The 17,486-nt window shown below is 58.4% G+C and carries 14 protein-coding genes; 5 read left to right on the forward strand and 9 right to left on the reverse strand.

The genetic code is table 11. The annotated features are described in order from the left end of the window. Positions 1-60: 60 nt before the first annotated feature. Positions 61-693: a J domain-containing protein gene (locus K3J57_RS05325; protein ID WP_055192602.1), complete on the reverse strand. Its 633-nt coding sequence runs from the start codon at positions 691-693 to the stop codon at positions 61-63. Between the two features lie 74 nt (positions 694-767). Here K3J57_RS05325 and K3J57_RS05330 point away from each other — a divergent pair, with 74 nt between their 5' ends. Continuing rightward, a complete protein-coding gene (locus K3J57_RS05330) occupies positions 768-1,025 on the forward strand; it encodes a BolA family protein (protein ID WP_259786611.1) in 258 nt (85 codons plus the stop codon). Positions 1,026-1,028: 3 nt separating this feature from the next. On the opposite strand, the gene K3J57_RS05335 is transcribed toward K3J57_RS05330, so the two are convergent. The 4 genes from K3J57_RS05335 to pepN form a co-directional block, all read right to left on the reverse strand. Continuing rightward, positions 1,029-1,517 carry a DUF4177 domain-containing protein gene (locus K3J57_RS05335; RefSeq protein WP_259794331.1) on the reverse strand — a complete coding sequence of 163 codons (489 nt, stop codon included), beginning with the start codon at positions 1,515-1,517 and terminating at the stop codon, positions 1,029-1,031. Further along, positions 1,517-3,232, reverse strand: a complete 1,716-nt coding sequence (locus K3J57_RS05340; RefSeq protein ID WP_259797375.1) for a U32 family peptidase C-terminal domain-containing protein — start codon at positions 3,230-3,232, stop codon at positions 1,517-1,519. The genes K3J57_RS05335 and K3J57_RS05340 overlap by 1 nt, the downstream gene beginning before the upstream one ends. 90 nt (positions 3,233-3,322) lie before the next feature. Beyond that, complete coding sequence (gene gatB, locus K3J57_RS05345) at positions 3,323-4,837, reverse strand: Asp-tRNA(Asn)/Glu-tRNA(Gln) amidotransferase subunit GatB (protein WP_259777093.1); 1,515 nt, start codon at positions 4,835-4,837, stop codon at positions 3,323-3,325. Between the two features lie 231 nt (positions 4,838-5,068). Then, positions 5,069-7,633 carry an aminopeptidase N gene (gene pepN, locus K3J57_RS05350; protein WP_259797377.1) on the reverse strand — a complete coding sequence of 855 codons (2,565 nt, stop codon included), beginning with the start codon at positions 7,631-7,633 and terminating at the stop codon, positions 5,069-5,071. A 220-nt stretch (positions 7,634-7,853) separates the two neighbouring features. Here pepN and K3J57_RS05355 point away from each other — a divergent pair, with 220 nt between their 5' ends. After that, entirely contained in the window at positions 7,854-10,001 is a 2,148-nt protein-coding gene (locus K3J57_RS05355) for a malate synthase G (protein WP_259797379.1), read from the forward strand. A gap of 13 nt (positions 10,002-10,014) precedes the next feature. After that, positions 10,015-10,440 (forward strand): GlcG/HbpS family heme-binding protein, encoded by a 426-nt coding sequence (locus K3J57_RS05360; RefSeq protein WP_259797381.1) that lies wholly within the window; start codon positions 10,015-10,017, stop codon positions 10,438-10,440. Between the two features lie 20 nt (positions 10,441-10,460). Here K3J57_RS05360 and K3J57_RS05365 read toward each other — a convergent pair whose 3' ends face one another. Then, on the reverse strand, positions 10,461-10,664 hold the full coding sequence (locus K3J57_RS05365) for a DUF378 domain-containing protein (protein ID WP_055192595.1): 204 nt from the start codon (positions 10,662-10,664) through the stop codon (positions 10,461-10,463). Positions 10,665-10,748: 84 nt separating this feature from the next. Continuing rightward, positions 10,749-11,201, reverse strand: coding sequence for a fasciclin domain-containing protein (locus K3J57_RS05370; protein WP_173487226.1), 453 nt, complete (start codon positions 11,199-11,201; stop codon positions 10,749-10,751). Positions 11,202-11,426: 225 nt separating this feature from the next. On the opposite strand from K3J57_RS05370, the gene K3J57_RS05375 reads away from it, so the two are divergent. Both K3J57_RS05375 and K3J57_RS05380 read left to right on the forward strand, forming a co-directional pair. Beyond that, positions 11,427-12,041, forward strand: coding sequence for a cupin domain-containing protein (locus K3J57_RS05375; RefSeq protein ID WP_259794336.1), 615 nt, complete (start codon positions 11,427-11,429; stop codon positions 12,039-12,041). A 203-nt stretch (positions 12,042-12,244) separates the two neighbouring features. Beyond that, positions 12,245-13,000: a gamma-glutamyl-gamma-aminobutyrate hydrolase family protein gene (locus tag K3J57_RS05380; protein WP_259794337.1), complete on the forward strand. Its 756-nt coding sequence runs from the start codon at positions 12,245-12,247 to the stop codon at positions 12,998-13,000. Positions 13,001-13,022: 22 nt separating this feature from the next. Here K3J57_RS05380 and K3J57_RS05385 read toward each other — a convergent pair whose 3' ends face one another. Both K3J57_RS05385 and K3J57_RS16035 read right to left on the reverse strand, forming a co-directional pair. After that, complete coding sequence (locus tag K3J57_RS05385) at positions 13,023-15,023, reverse strand: Hint domain-containing protein (protein WP_259797383.1); 2,001 nt, start codon at positions 15,021-15,023, stop codon at positions 13,023-13,025. A 147-nt stretch (positions 15,024-15,170) separates the two neighbouring features. Then, entirely contained in the window at positions 15,171-17,375 is a 2,205-nt protein-coding gene (locus tag K3J57_RS16035) for a Hint domain-containing protein (protein WP_311196499.1), read from the reverse strand. Between the last annotated feature and the right edge of the window lie 111 nt (positions 17,376-17,486).

A 17,486-nucleotide genomic window follows, 5' to 3' on the forward strand; every position in this document is an offset into this window, starting at 1 on the left:
TGGGAAAAAAGAACGCCCTGCAGAAAACAAGCAGGGCGTTCGGGTGTCCTGAAAATGCGCTTATTTGAAGCTGCGGCTGTCCTTGATCTGATCCCAGGCCCAGACCACTTCCTGCAGCTGCTCTTCCTGGCTACGGTCGCCGCCATTCATATCGGGGTGCAGCACCTTGATCAGTTTTTTGTAGGCCTTGCGCACCTCGGCCTTGGTCCAGTGATCCTTGGCTTCCAGAATTTCAATCGCACGCCGTTCGGTCGGGGGCAGGCGTCGGGTCGAGCCGGTGACGGATTTGCCCGGGTTCTGCGTGGCGTTTTCCCCAAGCACCTGATGGGCGTCATCAATGCCCAGACGGGCCCAGGCCCGCTGTTCCTCGGTCTGCTTGCCAAACGGTTTGGTTTCACGTTCCCAGACCCGGTCCTTGTCGGCCTGTTCGTTGATTTCTTCTTCGCTGGCGCCGTCAAAGAAGTTCCATTTCAGGTTATATTCGCGCACATGGTCTTTGCAGAACCATTTGAACTCGTCCAGATGATCCGGCGAGCGGGGCGCGCGGTATTTCCCGGCCTCTTTACAGGTTGGGTGTTCACATTCACGTGTAGAGGTTTCAAACGCCCCAGACATCCCACGCCTGCCGCGCGGGTTCTTCTTCTTGGCGGAAGAAACCGAAATATCGAAACCAAAAGGATCGTCGTTTGCCATTAGTTCACTCTTTTCGACTCGGACCAGAGAGTTTAGTGGATTTTGCAGATGTTTGAAGAGGGAAGCGTCCGAAAATGACCCGCCGAGACCAGATTTTTTCCAAGCTCGAAACAGCGTTTGAACCGCAACAGCTTGAAGTGATTGATGAAAGCGAAATGCACCGGGGGCATGCAGGGTATCAGGACGGGGGCGAAAGCCATTTCCGCGTTGTGATCCATGCGCAGAAGCTCGCCGATCTTAGCCGCGTTGCGCGCCATCGAGCCGTGCATCAGGCCATTGGCGCAGACCTGATGGGGCAGATCCACGCGCTGGCGCTTGATATCAAGGCTTGAGGGTCAGGCGCTGTCCCCATCGCGCGACAGGGCAGGGGCATCTGCGGGCACCTCGTTGGCCTGGGCGGCTGAGGGTAGGGCCGGGGCGTTTGTCTCTTCCGCGGCGGCGGTGGCGGCCACCGTGGGGGAGGTATCCTTCACATCATCCCAGGCACGTTCGCGCCGAAACACCAGAAGGTTACGGAAGGTTGAGGTCTTGCCCGTCAACCCCTTGCGCTCTTCCGCCGGCAAGGTCTCGGCACGCTGATAATCCCAGCCCGCTGCCGCCATTTCATTCAGCAAATCGGACATGGCCAGGGCAAACCGATCTTCGGATGTTTTGACACCTTTGGCTTTCTTGCCCCGTGAGGGTGCGGGGATGACGCGGTATTCGTACATGGAACCTGTCTCGCTGTGTTTGGGTTCGTGGGATGTAGCATTTTGACGGGGTTCTGACCAGCCGCCAAACAGGCGACCAGACATCATATGGCCAAATTTTGCCAGCATCTGCATCAGCGCAGAATCGGCACGTCGCTTTGGGGCAGATCTGCAAATGTGGGATCCGCAGGGGCAAACGGGGCTGCGGCCAGACGAAGCTCGTTTGCTTCGGCCCGGGTCAGCTGTTCACCCTGTTTGCGCTTAAGCAAAACCTCGCGCGCCTTGGCATATTGGTCGCCCTGCCAGAAGATCAGGCAGCCGTTACAGCCCTTGCCACAGCAACCATCGGTGCCGACCCGGTTGGTCTTATAGCGCATCTCGCGCCCATCTTCGGCAATCGCCTCCGACAGGGCATCGCGGCGTTTTTCATAGGCTTTGGGGTTTTCTTTCCCTGTGATCTCAAGACCTTGGGTGAGTTTGTCAAAGCGGATCCGCTTCCACTGTTCATCCGTCAGCGCCTTTTCCTTGCGCATCACGGTGAAGGCCGGGAACTGCGCCTTGAGGTGGTCCAGGTCCTCATGATCAAACAGAGCAAAGGGCACACGGATGGTGGTTCTGGTGCCGCCTTGCACCACCTCTTTCACCTCACCCGTTTCGGCATCTTCAAACTCATACATCCGCAGCAAAACGGTTTCGCGCGCGATGGGAGAGATGAACTCCAGCACTTCCCCTGCCTCGAGCTTGTTTTTCACCTCGATCAGAAAAGCGTCCTCGGTGACCTCTTTCACAACCCCGGCATATTCCCACTGCGCCAAGGACGCGGTGTGTTCGTAGTCATGTGAATAATTGGTCAGCCGGCCATTGTGGAAAGCCAGCGTGTAGCCGCGGTTGCCCACCGCCTCGAGCTCGCGCATATAGGGTTTCGGATCCCAGTTCTCGGGATTGGCGTAATAATCATCGATGGCCATGCGATAGGCGCGGGCGACAATGGCACAGTAATATTCCGACTTGCCACGCCCTTCGACCTTCAGGCTGTCCACGCCGATTTTCAGGTATTCATCCAGTTTCGGCATGATGCACAGGTCGCGCGAATTGAGGATATAGGAGCCGCGCCCATCCTCCTCGATCGGCATGAATTCCCCGGGGCGCACGCCCTCTTCAAGTAGGAATTCAAACATATCGGCGTTGTCTTCAGTGATGTTCAGATCTTCGATCGTGCCATCCTTCAGGCGCATCCGCACGCCGTAATTCCAGCGACAGGAATTGGCGCAATTGCCCTGGTTCGCCCCGCGTTCGGCCATGAAATTCGACAGCAGGCAGCGGCCCGAATAGGTCATGCACATGGCGCCATGCACGAAGGCTTCAAGCTTCACATCCGGGCATTGTTCGCGGATTTCAACCAGTTCCGGGTAAGACACTTCGCGCGCCAGAACCACAAGCTCTGCCCCCTGATCCTCCCAGAATTTCACCGACAGCCAGGAACACACATTGGCCTGGGTCGAGATATGCAGCGGCAGTTCAGGCGCGCGGGTGCGCACGTATTGAAACACGCCGGGATCCGCGATGATCAGCCCGTCGGGCTTCACCTTGCGCACCGTGTCGATATATTCGTCGAGCTTCGGGATGTCCTTGTTGTGGCTGAACAGGTTCAGGGTCAGATAGGCGCGGCGCCCATGCTGGTGGCAGAACTCGACCCCTTCGATCACATCTTCCAGCGAGAACTGCGACTTGGTGCGCAGCGACATGTCCGGCGTGCCCAGATAGACCGCATCGGCGCCATAAAGCACCGCCATTTTCAGCTTTCGCAGATTGCCCGCAGGCATCAGGAGTTCAGAGCGTCGTTCAGTCATATCATCATCCGTATGTTCGCGCAGTCGGCTGATTGGAAGAAATGGCAAAGGCCCCACAGCGGGGGCCTTATACCAGAAATGTCGACAAAATCAGAGGCCCAGCTTGGCCGTCACGATGTCATTCACCGCTTTCGGGTTGGCCTTGCCGCCGGTGGCTTTCATCACTTGCCCCACAAAGAACCCGACCAGTTTCGGGTTTTGCTTGGCCTTTTCGACCTGAGCGGGGTTGGCGGCAATCACCTCGTCCACGGCCGCTTCGATGGCGCCGGTATCCGTCACCTGCTTCATGCCGCGGGCCTCGACAATCTCAGCCGGGTCGCCACCTTCAGTATAGACAATCTCGAAAAGATCCTTGGCGATCTTGCCCGAGATGTCGCCCTTGGTAATGAGCGCAATGATGCCCCCCAGCTGCTCGGGAGAGACCGGGCTTTCGGTGATCGAATGATCTTCTTTTTTCAGGCGACCAAAGAGTTCATTGATCACCCAGTTTGCGGCGAGCTTGCCGTCACGCCCCTCGGCCACTTTTTCGAAAAAGGCGGCGTTTTCCGCTTCGGCGGTCAAAACGCCCGCGTCATATTCCGACAGACCGAAATCGGTGACAAAACGCGCTTTTTTCTCATCCGGCAGTTCCGGCAGGGTGTCGGCTATCCCGTCCACCCAGTCCTGTTCGATCTCGAGCGGCAGCAGGTCAGGGCAGGGGAAGTAGCGATAATCATGCGCTTCTTCCTTTGACCGCATCGAGCGGGTTTCGTTCTTGTCCGGGTCATACAGGCGGGTTTCCTGCACCACTTCGCCCCCGTCTTCGACAATGGCGATCTGGCGGCGGGCCTCATACTCAATCGCGGCCTGAATGAAGCGCATCGAGTTCATGTTCTTGATTTCGCAGCGGGTGCCGAGATGCGAGAAATCCTGCGTCTCCATGTATTTCTCATATTGCCCCGGACGACAGACCGAGACGTTCACGTCCGCGCGCAGGTTGCCGTTTTGCATATTGCCATCACAGGTGCCGAGGTAACGCAGGATCTGGCGCAGCTTGGTGACATAGGCCGCGGCCTCTTCCGGGCCACGAATATCCGGGCGTGAGACGATTTCCATCAATGCGACGCCGGTGCGGTTCAGGTCCACGAAAGACATGTTGGGATCCATGTCATGCACCGATTTGCCGGCATCCTGTTCCAGGTGGATACGCTCGATCCGAACCTTGCGCGCGACACCCGGCGCCATGTCGACAATCACTTCGCCTTCGCCCACGATGGGGTGATACAGCTGCGAAATTTGATAGCCCTGCGGCAGGTCCGGGTAGAAATAGTTCTTGCGGTCAAAGGCCGAGAACAGGTTGATATCCGCCTTCAGTCCCAACCCGGTGCGCACCGCCTGCTCTACGCAATATTCATTGATGACCGGCAACATGCCCGGCATGGCGGCATCCACGAAAGCCACGTTGGAGTTGGGCTCGGCGCCGAACTTGGTTGACGCGCCGGAAAACAGTTTGGCGTTGGAGCTGACCTGGGCGTGGATTTCCATCCCGATAACCAGTTCCCAATCTTCCTTTGCCCCGGCAATGACTTTTGGTTTCGGGGTTTCATAGGCGAGATGATCCAACATGTGTGCTTTCCCATGATTTCGTTTCCCCTGCCTTCTAGGGCAGGGCGCGATCCGGGGCAAGGGGGCTGGCGACTGGTCTGTCGGTAGGGCGCCGCGTGGGGATCAGGGCGGGGATCACCAAGGGGCGCTGCCCCTCGCGCGACAAGCGCGCTCACCCCGGGATATTTGAAACAAGAAAAAAAGGGCGGCGGAACAGGCCGCCACCCTTCAGGGATCGGGAAAAGGGGTGGGTCAGCCGTTCAGAATGCGGCTGACCATTTCCTGCGTGTCCGAGGACAGATCCGGGGAGGCGAGGATCCGTTCCAGCGCCGTTTTCATCAGCGCCTGCCGGTCCACATCCCAGCGTTTCCAGGTTTCAAAGCCTGAGCTCATGCGGGCGGTGATCTGCGGGTTGAGCGGATCGAGACGGATCAGCCAGTCGGCAAAGAGCGCATAGCCTTTTCCTGAGGCTTCGTGGAAACCTGGTTGGTTCATCATCAGGGCGCCGAAGAGGGCGCGGAAGCGGTTGGGGTTTTTCCAGTTGAAGTCCGCGTCTTTCGTCAGGTCAGCGGCGATTTCAGCTGCACGGTCCGGGGTGCCATGGGCCACCTGCATGGCAAACCACTTGTCCATGACCAGGGCGTCCTCCTCAAACCGGTTGCGGAAATCTGCAAGCGCTGCTTCGCCTTTCTGCACGTCGAGCAGGCAGCCAAGTGCGCCCAGGCGCAGGGTCATGTTGTCCGCCTGATCATATTGCGCCTGAGCCGCAATGCCGCCATCCAGCCGATTGGTGAGCTTCAGCACTTCCAGCCCAAGGGCACGTTTGCCTGCTTGTTCCGCATTGGGTTGAAACGCGTCGGTCACGGTCATTTCCGCGCTCAGCCGTGGCAGCAGGTCCTGCAGGTGTTCGGCCATTTGCTGGCGCAGGGTCTGATGGGCATTGTATATCGCCATCGGATCGGGGGTCATTCCGGCATCTGCCAGCGTCTGTGCCAGATCATCTTGCCCCGGCAGCCCCATCGCAAGCGCCCGGAAGGCGGGATCGAGGCTATCATCACGCAGCATCGCAGCCACGGCATCCAGATAGGCCCCGCCGGGGGTGCTCTCGCCAGTGATCATCCCGATCAGGACATCTTTTGCCAAAGTGCGCCCAGCTTCCCATTTGTTGAACGGATCGGTGTCATGGGCGAGCAGGAACGCGCGCTCTTCGGCAGAGCTTTCGCGCTCCAAGATCACCGGGGCTGAGAAATGGCGCAGGATCGAGGGGGTGGGTTTCGCGCCCAGCCCACTGAAGCTGAAGCTTTGCGCGGCGTCTGTCACTTCGAGGATCTGCGTGCCGAGCACTTCATCCCCATTGTCGCCAAGCAGCCCAACCGCCACGGGAATATGCTGTGGCAGCTTTTCATCCTGATCAGGGGTGGGGGGAGTTTGTTGTTCAAAATGAAGGGTATAGGTGCCATCCTCAAACCGATCCGTCACCTTCAGGCGTGGGGTGCCGGCCTGTTTGTACCAGCGACGGAACTGGGTCAGGTCACGCCCGGTGCTGTCTTCAAAAACCCGCACCCAATCTTCGATTGTCGCGGCCTCGCCATCATGGCGGGTGAAGTAAAGATCCAGCGCCTTGTAATACTCCTCATGCCCCACCAGCGTCTTCATCATGCGAATGAGTTCGGCACCTTTTTCATAGATGGTCGCCGTGTAGAAATTGTTGATTTCGACAAAACTGTCGGGCTGGACCTGATGGGCAAGCGGGCCGTTATCTTCGCGGAACTGTCGACCGCGCAGGGCGATGACATCATTGATCCGGCACACGGCCTCGGACCGCATGTCGCCGGAAAATTGCTGATCGCGGAACACGGTCAGCCCTTCCTTGAGGCTGAGCTGGAACCAATCCCGGCAGGTGATCCGGTTTCCGGTCCAGTTGTGGAAATACTCATGCGCGATGATCGCTTCGATCCGCTCGAAATTGGCATCTGTCGAGGTGTCGGGTGAGGCGAGCACGGCGGAGGTGTTGAAGATGTTCAGCCCCTTGTTCTCCATCGCGCCCATATTGAAATCGCTCACGGCAACAATCTGGAAAATATCGAGGTCATATTCACGCCCATAGACCTCTTCATCCCATTTCATGCTGTCTTTCAGCGCCTGCATGCCAAAAGCTGTCTTGCCCTCATCACCGGGGCGCACCCAGAGTTTCAGATCGACCTCTTTGCCCGACATGGTGGTGAACCTGTCGTCGCGCGCCACCAGATCGCCTGCCACAAGGGCAAAGAGATAAGCGGGTTTTGGCCAAGGGTCATTCCATTCTGCCCAGCCATTGCCCGAGGCCACCGGGTTGCCGTTCGACAGCATCACCGGCTGGTCCCCTTCGATGCGCACCTTGAAGGGGGCCATGACATCCGGGCGATCGGGGTAATAGGTGATGCGGCGGAACCCTTCGGCTTCACATTGGGTGCAATACATGCCGTTTGACATGTAAAGCCCTTCCAGCGCGGTGTTGGCCTCGGGATTGATATCGACCTCAGCTTCCCAGACAAACGCAGCATCCGGCACGTCGCAGCGCAGGCCACCGTCAACCAGCTCCGGGGTGACGTCCTTGCCGTCGATCCTTGCGGAAATCAGGGTCAGATACTCCCCATGCAGGAAAAATTCCCTGCTTGCGGCAGCCGGATTGGGTTTGAAGCGGATTTTCGAGGAGACACGCGTGGCTGTTGGGGCGAGCTTGAAGCTCAGCGCCACGTCTTCCACCAGATAGGCCGGTGGGGTGTAGTCGGAAAGGTGGATTTTCTGCGGTGCCTGGTTCTGGGCCTGTTCGGTCATGTCGGGGAGCCTTTGATATGTTTGGCGCTAACGTAATTCGCCCGGTGAGGGGCTGCAAGCAGAACGAATGGTGAGATGGTGGGGCGGGCTGTCAGGGCTCGCGACGGAAAAACTCACCTGTCGGTTCAGTTTCCCTTAACTGACCTGCCGAGGATTTCAATTGCCTGCCAACGCTGTTTGGGGGAGTTTGCCTGTAACAGATCGCAAAGAGAGGTGCCCCATGACCGACTATACCAACCGTGCCGGACTGTCCGTCGCTGCCGAGCTGGCCGCATTCCTTGAAGATCGGGCATTGCCGGGAACCGGGGTGGACGCGGGGGCGTTCTGGTCGGGATTTGCGGATCTGGTGGCGGACCTTATGCCCAAAAACCGCGCCCTGCTGGAGCGGCGGAGCGCGCTGCAAAAGCAGTTGGATACATGGCATATCGCCCATCGTGGGCAATCACACGATCCCGTGGCCTATCGGTCTTTCCTTGAGGAAATCGGATATCTGGTGCCGGAAGGCCCGGATTTTGAGATCGGGACGGAAAATGTCGACCCGGAAATTGCCCTGATCCCGGGACCGCAGCTGGTGGTGCCGATCATGAATGCGCGTTTTGCACTCAATGCAGCCAATGCGCGTTGGGGCAGCCTGTATGACGCGCTTTACGGCACCGACGCAATGGGGGATCTGCCCGAGGCTGGGGGCTATGATGCTGCGCGTGGTGCGCGGGTGATTGACTGGGCCAAGGGGTTTCTGGACAAGGCTGTTGCGCTGGAGGGAGTCAAATGGTCGGACGTGCGTGGATTGCGTATTGAGGATGGGCTGGTGATCTCGACCTCAAGGGGTGAGGCGCGCCTTGTCTCGCCGGAGAACTTTGTTGGTTCGGCGGAGAATGGATCCGAATTTGTCTTCAAACACAACGGATTGCATGTGGTTGTTTGCGTGAACGCATCTCATCCGATTGGCAAGGATGACCCGGCAAATATCTCGGATGTCATCCTGGAAAGCGCTATGTCCACCATCATGGATTGCGAAGACAGTGTCGCCGCGGTGGATGCCGAAGACAAGGTGCTGGCCTATTCCAACTGGCTTGGCCTGATGCGGGGGGATCTGGAAGAGAGCTTTGAAAAATCGGGCAAGACCATCACCCGCAAGATGAACCCGGACCGCACCTATCTTGACAGCGACGGGCAGCCGATCACCCTGAAGGGCCGGTCATTGATGCTCGTGCGGAATGTGGGCCATTTGATGAGCAACCCCGCGATCCTGACCTCTGAGGGAGAAGAGATCGGCGAGGGGCTGATGGACGCAATGATCACCACGCTCATCGCCATGCATGACCTGTCGCGCAGCGGCGGGAACTCGGTGACCGGATCGGTTTACGTGGTGAAGCCCAAGATGCATGGGCCGGAGGAGGTTGCCTTCTCGGATGAGATCTTTAGCCGGGTCGAAGCGGTGCTGGGCCTGCCGCGTTATACGGTCAAGCTGGGCATCATGGATGAGGAACGCCGCACGTCTGTGAACCTCAAGGAATGCATTCGCGCGGCCAAATTTCGTGTGGCCTTTATCAATACCGGCTTCCTGGATCGCACCGGGGATGAAATTCATTCCTCGATGGAGGCGGGCCCCATGATCCGCAAGGGGGATATGAAAGGGTCGAAATGGATTGCCTCATACGAGGATCGCAATGTGGATATCGGGCTGGCTTGTGGTCTGAAGGGCAGGGCGCAGATCGGCAAAGGCATGTGGGCGATGCCCGACCGGATGGGGCAGATGCTGGCAGACAAGATCGGCCACCCGAAAGCGGGTGCCACCTGCGCCTGGGTGCCCAGCCCAACCGCTGCCACCCTGCATGCCACGCATTACCACGACATTGATGTGCTGGCCCGGCAGGAGGCGCTGCGCAAAGGTGGCGCGCGCGGGCGCCTCGATGATCTGTTGACCATTCCGGTGGCGGATGGGGTGAACTGGTCTGCCGAGGATATCCGCCAGGAGGTGGAAAACAACGCGCAGGGAATTCTTGGCTATGTGGTGCGTTGGGTTGATCAGGGGGTGGGGTGCTCAAAAGTGCCGGACATTCATGATGTGGGCCTGATGGAAGACCGCGCCACCTGTCGGATCAGTTCCCAGGCCCTTGCGAACTGGCTGCACCATGGTGTGGTCAGCGAGGAGGAGGTGATGGCAGCGCTGAAAAAGATGGCGGCGATTGTGGATGCGCAGAACGCGGATGACCCGGCCTATCGCCCGATGGCGCCCGATTTTGATGGTCAGGCGTTTCAGGCAGCTTGTGATCTTGTGTTCAAGGGACGGGTGCAACCGTCCGGCTATACTGAACCGGTGCTGCATGCGCGGCGCCTTGCATTGAAGGCCGCATTGGCCGGGTGAAAAAGGAAAAGTGATGACACTCACAGTGGAACAGGCGCGCGAAATCATTCGTGTGGCCAAGGAAAAGGGCCGGGATGAGGGGATGAAGCCCCTGTCGGTTGTGGTGGTGGATGCGGGCGGTCATGTGATGGCGTTTGAACGCGGCGAAGGCGCCCCTCCGGGCCGGTTCGATATTGCCCAGGGCAAGGCTTATGGCTCGATCATGCTGGGGATTGGTGGCACGGCCCAGCGCGACCGGGCTGAAGCGCAGAGCTATTTCATCCTCGCTGCCAATGGCGCCTATAACGGGCGTCTGGTGCCGGTGCCGGGGGGCATTCTGGTGCGAAATGATACCGGGGCGGTGATCGGTGCGGTTGGTGTCACCGGGGATACGTCGGAAAATGACCTGCTCGCAGGAGCCGCAGGAATTGACGCGGTGGGGCTTACCGCCGAGGGGTAAGCCCCGTTTCATTTCTGAGGTCAGGCGGCTGCCTTCAGGCACCGGCTGGCCCCAACCAGTTGATAGACCGCCGAGACGCCCACCAGCAGATAGACAATGCGCGACAGGATTGACATGTCGCCCAGCAGCGCCGCAACAAGATCAAAATTCGCAAGGCCGACAAGGCCCCAGTTCACCCCGCCGATACAGACGAGGATCAGGGTGACGAGATGGGTATAAGTCATAACATTTCCTTTCCGTGTTTAAGAGTGGCCGCGCCAAACCTGACGCGGCCGGCCTGAAATGCTCCGGCCTGATATACTGAGGCCTCAATTCGCGGGGATCAGCACCTTGTCGATCACATGGATCACGCCATTGCTGGCGCCCACATCCGCGGTGGTGACCTTGGCGTCATTGATCATCACGCTGCCATCCATGACTTTCACAGACACGTCGCTGCCATTGACGGTGGTGGCAGAGGTCAGTTGCACCACATCGCCGGACATCACTTTCCCAGGCACCACGTGATAGGTGAGGATTGCGGTCAGCTGATCCTTGTTTTCAGGCTTCAGCAGCGTCTCCACGGTGCCTTCCGGCAGGGCGGCAAAGGCTTCGTCCGTGGGGGCAAAAACAGTGAACGGGCCGTCGCCTTTCAGGGTCTCGACAAGGTCGGCAGCGTCAAGAGCCGCCGCCAGTGTATTGAAGCTCCCGGCTGAGACCGCAGTGTCCACGATATCAGGGCCGCTCCCCGCATATGAGGTGCAGGCAGCAAGGGGGGCCATCGCAAGGGCCAGTACAAGAGTGGTGTTTTTCAGGTTCAGCGTCTTGAACGACATTGTAACGCTCCTTTTGGGTTTGAATTTGGAGAACAATAGTTTCATGATGTGAAAGTTACTTGCATCTCAACCCACTTTTTCGTGATGTGAATAATTCTGTAATGTGAGTAAAATAATCTGTGCCTTCTTTCCGGAGGGGCAAAAGAAACCGAAAAGGAAAGGGACATCCCCATGTTGTCAGACACGCTGATCGAGCAGATCGACGCCTATCGAATCGGTCCGAAAATCCACCAGCTGCGCACCGACAAGCGGCTGGGGCTGGCGCAGTTGGGGGAACATACCGGCCTCTCTGCCGGGATGCTGTCCAAGATCGAGCGCGGTGTGGTGGTGCCCACATTGCCAACTCTTGTGCGCATCTCTCTTGTGTTCGGCGTCGGGCTGGATCACTTCTTCACGCCAGAAGATGCCCGACCGACAGCCGTGCATGTGCGCGCTGAGGACCGGATCAAACTGCCGATCGACGGGCAGGAGGGCGTGTCCTACCTGTTCGAAAGCCTGGATTTCCCGGTGCCTGATCGTCTGCTCGAAGCGTATCTGGCCGAGTTTCCTGAAACAGGACGCCCTTCAAAACCCCATGCCCATAAAGGGGTTGAACTGGTCTATGTGATCGAGGGGCAGATCGCCCTGACCATTCATGGTCGGCGCCATCTGCTTGTTCAGGGAGATGCCTTTTATTTTGATGCGGATTATGACCACCAATACGAAAATGCCACATCCGAGGGCGGGCGGGCGCGGGCTCTGGTCGCGGTTGCACCGCATTTGCCAAGTTCGGCGCGCGGGTCGTAAACTTCCTCGGGTCGAAACTCAATCAAGGCTTCGCCCGTCAGTCCCGATCTGCTATCACGCCTAAAGCGTTTCGAGGTTAACTTGAGTCACAAGTTGATTTCGAAACGCCCGCAACATCAGTAGGTTTCGAGTGTTTCGCCTCATTATTGTGTCTCAATAATAAGGCGAAACACTTTAGAAAGACGCATTAAACCGGAGCACATATGACCCGCCCCGTCATTGGTATCATCGGCAATTTCTACACCTTGAATGATCAATACCCCACCCATGCGGGCGGAACGATGAATTCAGAGGCGATCAGTCAGGTGGCGCATTGCCTGCCGCTGATCGTGCCCAGCCACCCGGATTTTGTCTGCGTGAACGAATTGCTGGATGTCTGTGACGGTTTTCTGTTCACCGGGGGGCGGCCCAACGTGCATCCCGAGGAATATGGGGAAGATCCCACCGAGGCACATGGCGAGTTTGACCGTTGCCGGGATGCGATTACCCTGCCGCTGATCCGGGCCTGCGTCGACCGCGGCCAGCCCTTCTTTGGGATCTGTCGCGGGTTTCAAGAGGTGAATGTGGCGATGGGCGGCACGCTCTACCCGGAAATCCGTGAACTTCCCGGTCGGATGAACCACCGGATGCCCCCGGATGGCACGCTTGATGAAAAATTTGAAATCCGACATGACGTGCATTTCACCCAAGGGGGGGCGTTTCACAAATTGCTGGGCAAAACCACGGTGCGCACCAACACGCTGCACGGGCAGGGGATCAAGACCGCAGGCCCTCGTGTAGTGATCGAAGGCCATGCGGATGATGAGACGCCCGAGGCAATTGTCATCCGGGATGCGCCGGGGTTCACGCTGTCGGTGCAATGGCACCCGGAATATAAGGCGGCCGAAGACCCGGTGTCCCGCCCCCTGTTCGAAGCTTTCGGCAACGCGGCCCGCGCTTGGAAGGCGGCAAAAGTCTGAGTGTGAAACCCGTTTGGGAGCGTCACCCCGCCAGCAATAGGCGCGTTTCATAGCGGCGCAGCACGCTGCGGGCTGTCTTGCCATAGCCGGTGTTTGAGCAGCGTAGCGCGGGAAACAGGGCAAGCACCTCCTCCCTTGTTGGGGTGTCCAGCCCACCAAGTGTGGGCCAGGCCGGGTGAAAACTCTCGGTCGGGACACCTTCGGAATAGATCACTTCGTGCTGATCAAACAGAAGGTGATAATAGGTCACCTCTGATGTCTCCTCCCGGTAGATGGTTTTGCCATTGACCATGTGACAGGCCGGAACAAGGACTTCGGGCGTGTCAAACAGAAGGGTTGCCTTGGAGGACTTCAACAAGATCCGGTGCTGTGGGCTGACAAGAAGCGGGCGGGAATTTCCGATCGCGCCTTTGCAAAAGCGAATGGGGGCCAGCCTGCCTTGGGCTGCGACATGGCTCTTCCCGACCCAGAGCAGGGGCTGCAACCCATTGTCACGGGTGATGATCAGATCCCCCGGGCGCAGATCCTGAACGGGGCGCGGCCCGAAAGGGGTTTCAATCTGCGTACTGCCTGCAAAACATATGATAATCTGTTCGAAATTCGTGAAGGTCACCACGGTGCCATCCGACAATGTGGCGGTGCCGGCCTCCGGGTCTGTTTCACTGATCACAACGTCGGACCAGTCATTGACCAGGCCGTTCAGGTCCAGCACGTCGATATCGCTGTTGTCGCCGTCTTCGCCGCCATCCAGGGTGATGGTCGGGCCGGAACCATCCAGCGCATCCGTCGGGTCCAGTTCAAACCGGTCTGACCCGGTCCCACCCGAAGCGGTGTCGCCCGCCCCGACATGGATCAGATCCTCTCCGTCTCCTCCATGAAGCGTGTCCGACCCCGACCCGCCGATCAGCGTGTCATCCCCTCCGTTGCCATCGATAAAATCATTGCCAGCGCCACCTGAAAGGCTGTCATTCCCGGCGATCGGGTCGACCGGGACCGGGGTGAAACTGACCGAGGTCAGGTGATAGTCCGATCCATCCGTTCCATCTGTCTGGGGAAGGGCGGTAAAGACAATCTGGTCAAAATTCCCATGGCCGGAGATGTCCACCGTGCCACTTCCCGTGCCCGCGCCCTGTTCGGTGAAGTCGCCTTCCGCAACCAGAACACCATCATTGTAGATCGCCCAATGACCGGCTTCTGCATAGGTTGAGGTGTAGAGATTGGCAAAGCTGAAGCTTGCTTCACTTGCCTCCCCATCGAGTGTGACCGTCACGTTTTCGGACAGGCCCGAAGCAAGGTCATAGCCGATTTGCGAGGTGACCGAGCTGTCGCTGTCAGAGACGGTGCCGCTTGCGCCGAACCCGCCGCCGGAATAGGTGGCAATGTTGCTGCTGCTCGCGGTGGTCAGCGACCCGCCAACAACATTCTGCGCGGTGACCGTATACCCATTGGTGGTGTCGGCGAAATTGCCTTCGTTGATCGTGATCGGATCAGGCGCGTCAGCAGAGAGGTCGTCATCGCCATAAATGCTGTCGTTGCCATCGCCCCCCTGGATCGTGTCGGATCCTGTGCCGCCATAGATCGTATCGTCGCCGTAACCGGCGTCCACGTAATCGTCGCCTGCTCCCGCATCAACCACATCTGCATTGTCCCCGGCGGCGCCGTCCCCCCCGTCGACCTTTTCCCCGTCTTCATCGGTGAAATTTGTGTCGATGACATCCGCGCCATCCCCTCCGGTCAGCACGTCATCCGTTGTGGAATAGCTTGGAGCAGAGATGACGGATGCGGATGAAATTGTATCAACCGGCCCATAGTCCGAGGTGAAATAGACATTCCCATCCGAGCCCAGATAATATGTCCCCGTCTCGGTTTCATTGGTATAGGAGGTGCCGCCATATGTGCCGCTCCAGGTCCAGCTTCCGCTGCCAAGGATTGTATCGACGTTAAAACTGGTCGTGGGGCCGACGATTGTGTCGCCACTGTCCAGTGAACCATCACCAAGTTGTACCAGATACCCCGTTGCCATAGGTTCCCCCACCATACGCGCAGATTTCGGCAGCTTGCCTGTTGCGGCTTAAGATTGGGTGTGAGAAGGAAAAAAAGACTGAAAATTTTGCGAATTATCAGTGTTTCGCGGCGCTTTTTGTTTCGGATTTGAAGCGAATTCAACCGATCACGCCACCAGGTTCAGTGTGCGGGCCTCGTGATGGCGCAAGACCATGCGCGCGGTTTGGCCATAGCTGTTTGGTGCTGAACGCAGCTCTGGGAACAAGGTAAACAACTCCTCGCGCGCCGCGGGACTGATCGCGGCCAGGCCCTGAAGGCCGGGGTGAAAGCTCTCACTTGCGGCGCCTTCGCTATACACCACCTCATGCTGATCGAAGAGCAGGTGATAATACGTCACCTCGTGGCGGTCTTCTTGAAAGATCGTGCGCCCGTTGATCAGGTGCTTGGCGGGGATCATGACTTCGCTCTGGTCAAATAACAAATTTGCATCTGCCCCACGGTAGAGCATCCTGTGTTGCGGACTGACCAGCAGGGCGCGGCTGTTGCCAAAGGCCCCCTTGGCAAAGCGAACTGGGGCAAGATCCCCCTGTCCCTTTACGGTCTTGGATCCAATCCAGCGCAGGGGCTGCACCCCGTTGTCACGGGTGATGATCAGATCACCGGGGCGCAGATCCTGAACCGGGCGGGGGCCATAGGGGGTTTCAATCCGGGTGCCGCGGGTAAAGCAGATGATCAGGTTTTCGATATTGGAAAAAGTGACCACCGTGCCATCGGTCAGGGTGGCGGTGCCGTTTTCGGCATTACCCGGATCGAACACCACATCAGACCAGTCATTGACCAGCCCCTTGAGGTCGAGCGTATCGATATCGCTGTCATCTGCGTCTTCGCCGCCATCCACGGTAATCGTTGGGCCAGAGCCATCCAGTGCGGCGGTCAGGTCGAGGTTGAAGATATCAGAGTGCGCCCCGCCCTCGGCCACATCGCCTGCGCCCACAGAGAATTCGTCTGCGCCATCCCCACCATACAGGTGGTCCTGACCGGCATCCCCGACCAGCGTGTCATCCCCATCTTCCCCATAGATTGTGTCATTGCCCGTCCCGCCGCTCAGGCTGTCATTGCCGGAGATCGGGATCGGCGTGAAGTGAATGTCGGTAATGTCGACCGCATGGGTGACCGTATCGCCATTCGCATAGGAAATGACGATCTGTGACACCGGACCGGGGATCTCGACCAATAGCGAGCCTTCCGGATTGAAGGTGTCATAGCTGCCGTTGCCCGTTGCGGTGTTGCCGCTAACCAGAATGCCGCTGCCCGCGGTAAGGTTGACCGCCACCGGGTTCCCATCCGCATCAAAGGCGGTGATTGTGACCTGGTCGATATGGTTGCCCGCAACCGCGTCAAGGTCGTTGATGCGGAAGGAAACGTCAGAAACTTCTCCGGTGACATTCGCCCCGGTGGCCGCCGCAAAATCAACGGTCAGGACCGCCGTTTCCGCATCGCCGTTTCCATATAGGCGGCCGGCTGAGTTGGTGTCGTATCCGTCAGAACCAACATATTGGGTATTTCCGGTTTCAACCGTGAAGGTTGTGGCGTTGTTGCCCGGATCGGAAAACCCGATCGTGACATCAATCTCGCCTGTGTTTTGGGTAAATCCCCCGGTCAGATCGGTGCCTTGCGTGCCCTGATCTGTCCAGTCGAGCACCTCTTCTGCGGCAAGGGGGGTATCGGGGTGGCCGAAATCCCCATAGATCAGATCATCGCCATCGCCGGCGAGAACGGTGTCATTTCCACCGCCTGCCTCAACCTCGTCGCCCTGGCCGGAGGGGCCGGACCCGTGCCCATCGTCAATGGTGTCGCCTTCCGGGTCGCCCACATAGCCTGCGTCGATGACATCATTCCCGCTGGTGCCGTCAACCAGATCATCCCCCAGGAATTGGTCGGAATAGGTAAAGGCAATATCACCAGAGGTGACATCGGGCGAACTGTCAAACTCCACCACTTCGTAAGAGCGTCCCGGCACAAGCGGCACTTCGGACAGGGTGTAATATCCTGCGGCGCCCCCGGACAGGACGTGGAAGGTGGCAACCTGAAATTCCTCGCCGGTGACGGTGTCGCGCAGCGTCCACATTTCTTCGGCTTCAACCAATGCTGCGGTTGAACTGCCCGTGCCAAGGGTGACATCTGCTGTGGCCGTCTCTCCGCCACCATCGTCACCGTCAAGTGTCAGTCCTTCGATGCCGGCTTCATTGTCAGTGATGATGGCAACACCGGCAGCGGTGGCTGAACCGGACCAGGACACGGTGGCCCCAACCGTCTGTCCAAGAATGAACAGCGGGTCCGTATCATAGAACTCTACCGTATACGTTGCCATTTTGTGTATGCTCAGCCGTCAATTGGGGGCTGTTTCACGGACAAACCCCTCGATTGTTCCCATTTTTCGGACAATTCAGCCGAAATTTAGGCAAAATTGGCGCAAACTACG

This window comes from Aliiroseovarius crassostreae, assembly GCF_025137635.1.
Classification (GTDB): Bacteria; Pseudomonadota; Alphaproteobacteria; order Rhodobacterales; family Rhodobacteraceae; genus Aliiroseovarius; species Aliiroseovarius crassostreae.

What these genes read in the sequence shown, in the direction of transcription:
- K3J57_RS05370 (WP_173487226.1), bottom strand. Translation starts at nt 11,201, where the DNA reads ATGGCCCCCCTTGCTGCCTGCACCTCATATGCGGGGAGCGGCCCTGAT.
- K3J57_RS05355 (WP_259797379.1), top strand. Translation starts at nt 7,854, where the DNA reads ATGACCGACTATACCAACCGTGCCGGACTGTCCGTCGCTGCCGAGCTG.
- K3J57_RS16035 (WP_311196499.1), bottom strand. Translation starts at nt 17,375, where the DNA reads ATGGCAACGTATACGGTAGAGTTCTATGATACGGACCCGCTGTTCATT.
- K3J57_RS05340 (WP_259797375.1), bottom strand. Translation starts at nt 3,232, where the DNA reads ATGACTGAACGACGCTCTGAACTCCTGATGCCTGCGGGCAATCTGCGA.
- K3J57_RS05365 (WP_055192595.1), bottom strand. Translation starts at nt 10,664, where the DNA reads ATGACTTATACCCATCTCGTCACCCTGATCCTCGTCTGTATCGGCGGG.
- K3J57_RS05375 (WP_259794336.1), top strand. Translation starts at nt 11,427, where the DNA reads ATGTTGTCAGACACGCTGATCGAGCAGATCGACGCCTATCGAATCGGT.
- K3J57_RS05380 (WP_259794337.1), top strand. Translation starts at nt 12,245, where the DNA reads ATGACCCGCCCCGTCATTGGTATCATCGGCAATTTCTACACCTTGAAT.
- pepN (WP_259797377.1), bottom strand. Translation starts at nt 7,633, where the DNA reads ATGACCGAACAGGCCCAGAACCAGGCACCGCAGAAAATCCACCTTTCC.
- K3J57_RS05335 (WP_259794331.1), bottom strand. Translation starts at nt 1,517, where the DNA reads ATGCAGATGCTGGCAAAATTTGGCCATATGATGTCTGGTCGCCTGTTT.
- K3J57_RS05360 (WP_259797381.1), top strand. Translation starts at nt 10,015, where the DNA reads ATGACACTCACAGTGGAACAGGCGCGCGAAATCATTCGTGTGGCCAAG.
- K3J57_RS05330 (WP_259786611.1), top strand. Translation starts at nt 768, where the DNA reads ATGACCCGCCGAGACCAGATTTTTTCCAAGCTCGAAACAGCGTTTGAA.
- K3J57_RS05385 (WP_259797383.1), bottom strand. Translation starts at nt 15,023, where the DNA reads ATGGCAACGGGGTATCTGGTACAACTTGGTGATGGTTCACTGGACAGT.
- gatB (WP_259777093.1), bottom strand. Translation starts at nt 4,837, where the DNA reads ATGTTGGATCATCTCGCCTATGAAACCCCGAAACCAAAAGTCATTGCC.
- K3J57_RS05325 (WP_055192602.1), bottom strand. Translation starts at nt 693, where the DNA reads ATGGCAAACGACGATCCTTTTGGTTTCGATATTTCGGTTTCTTCCGCC.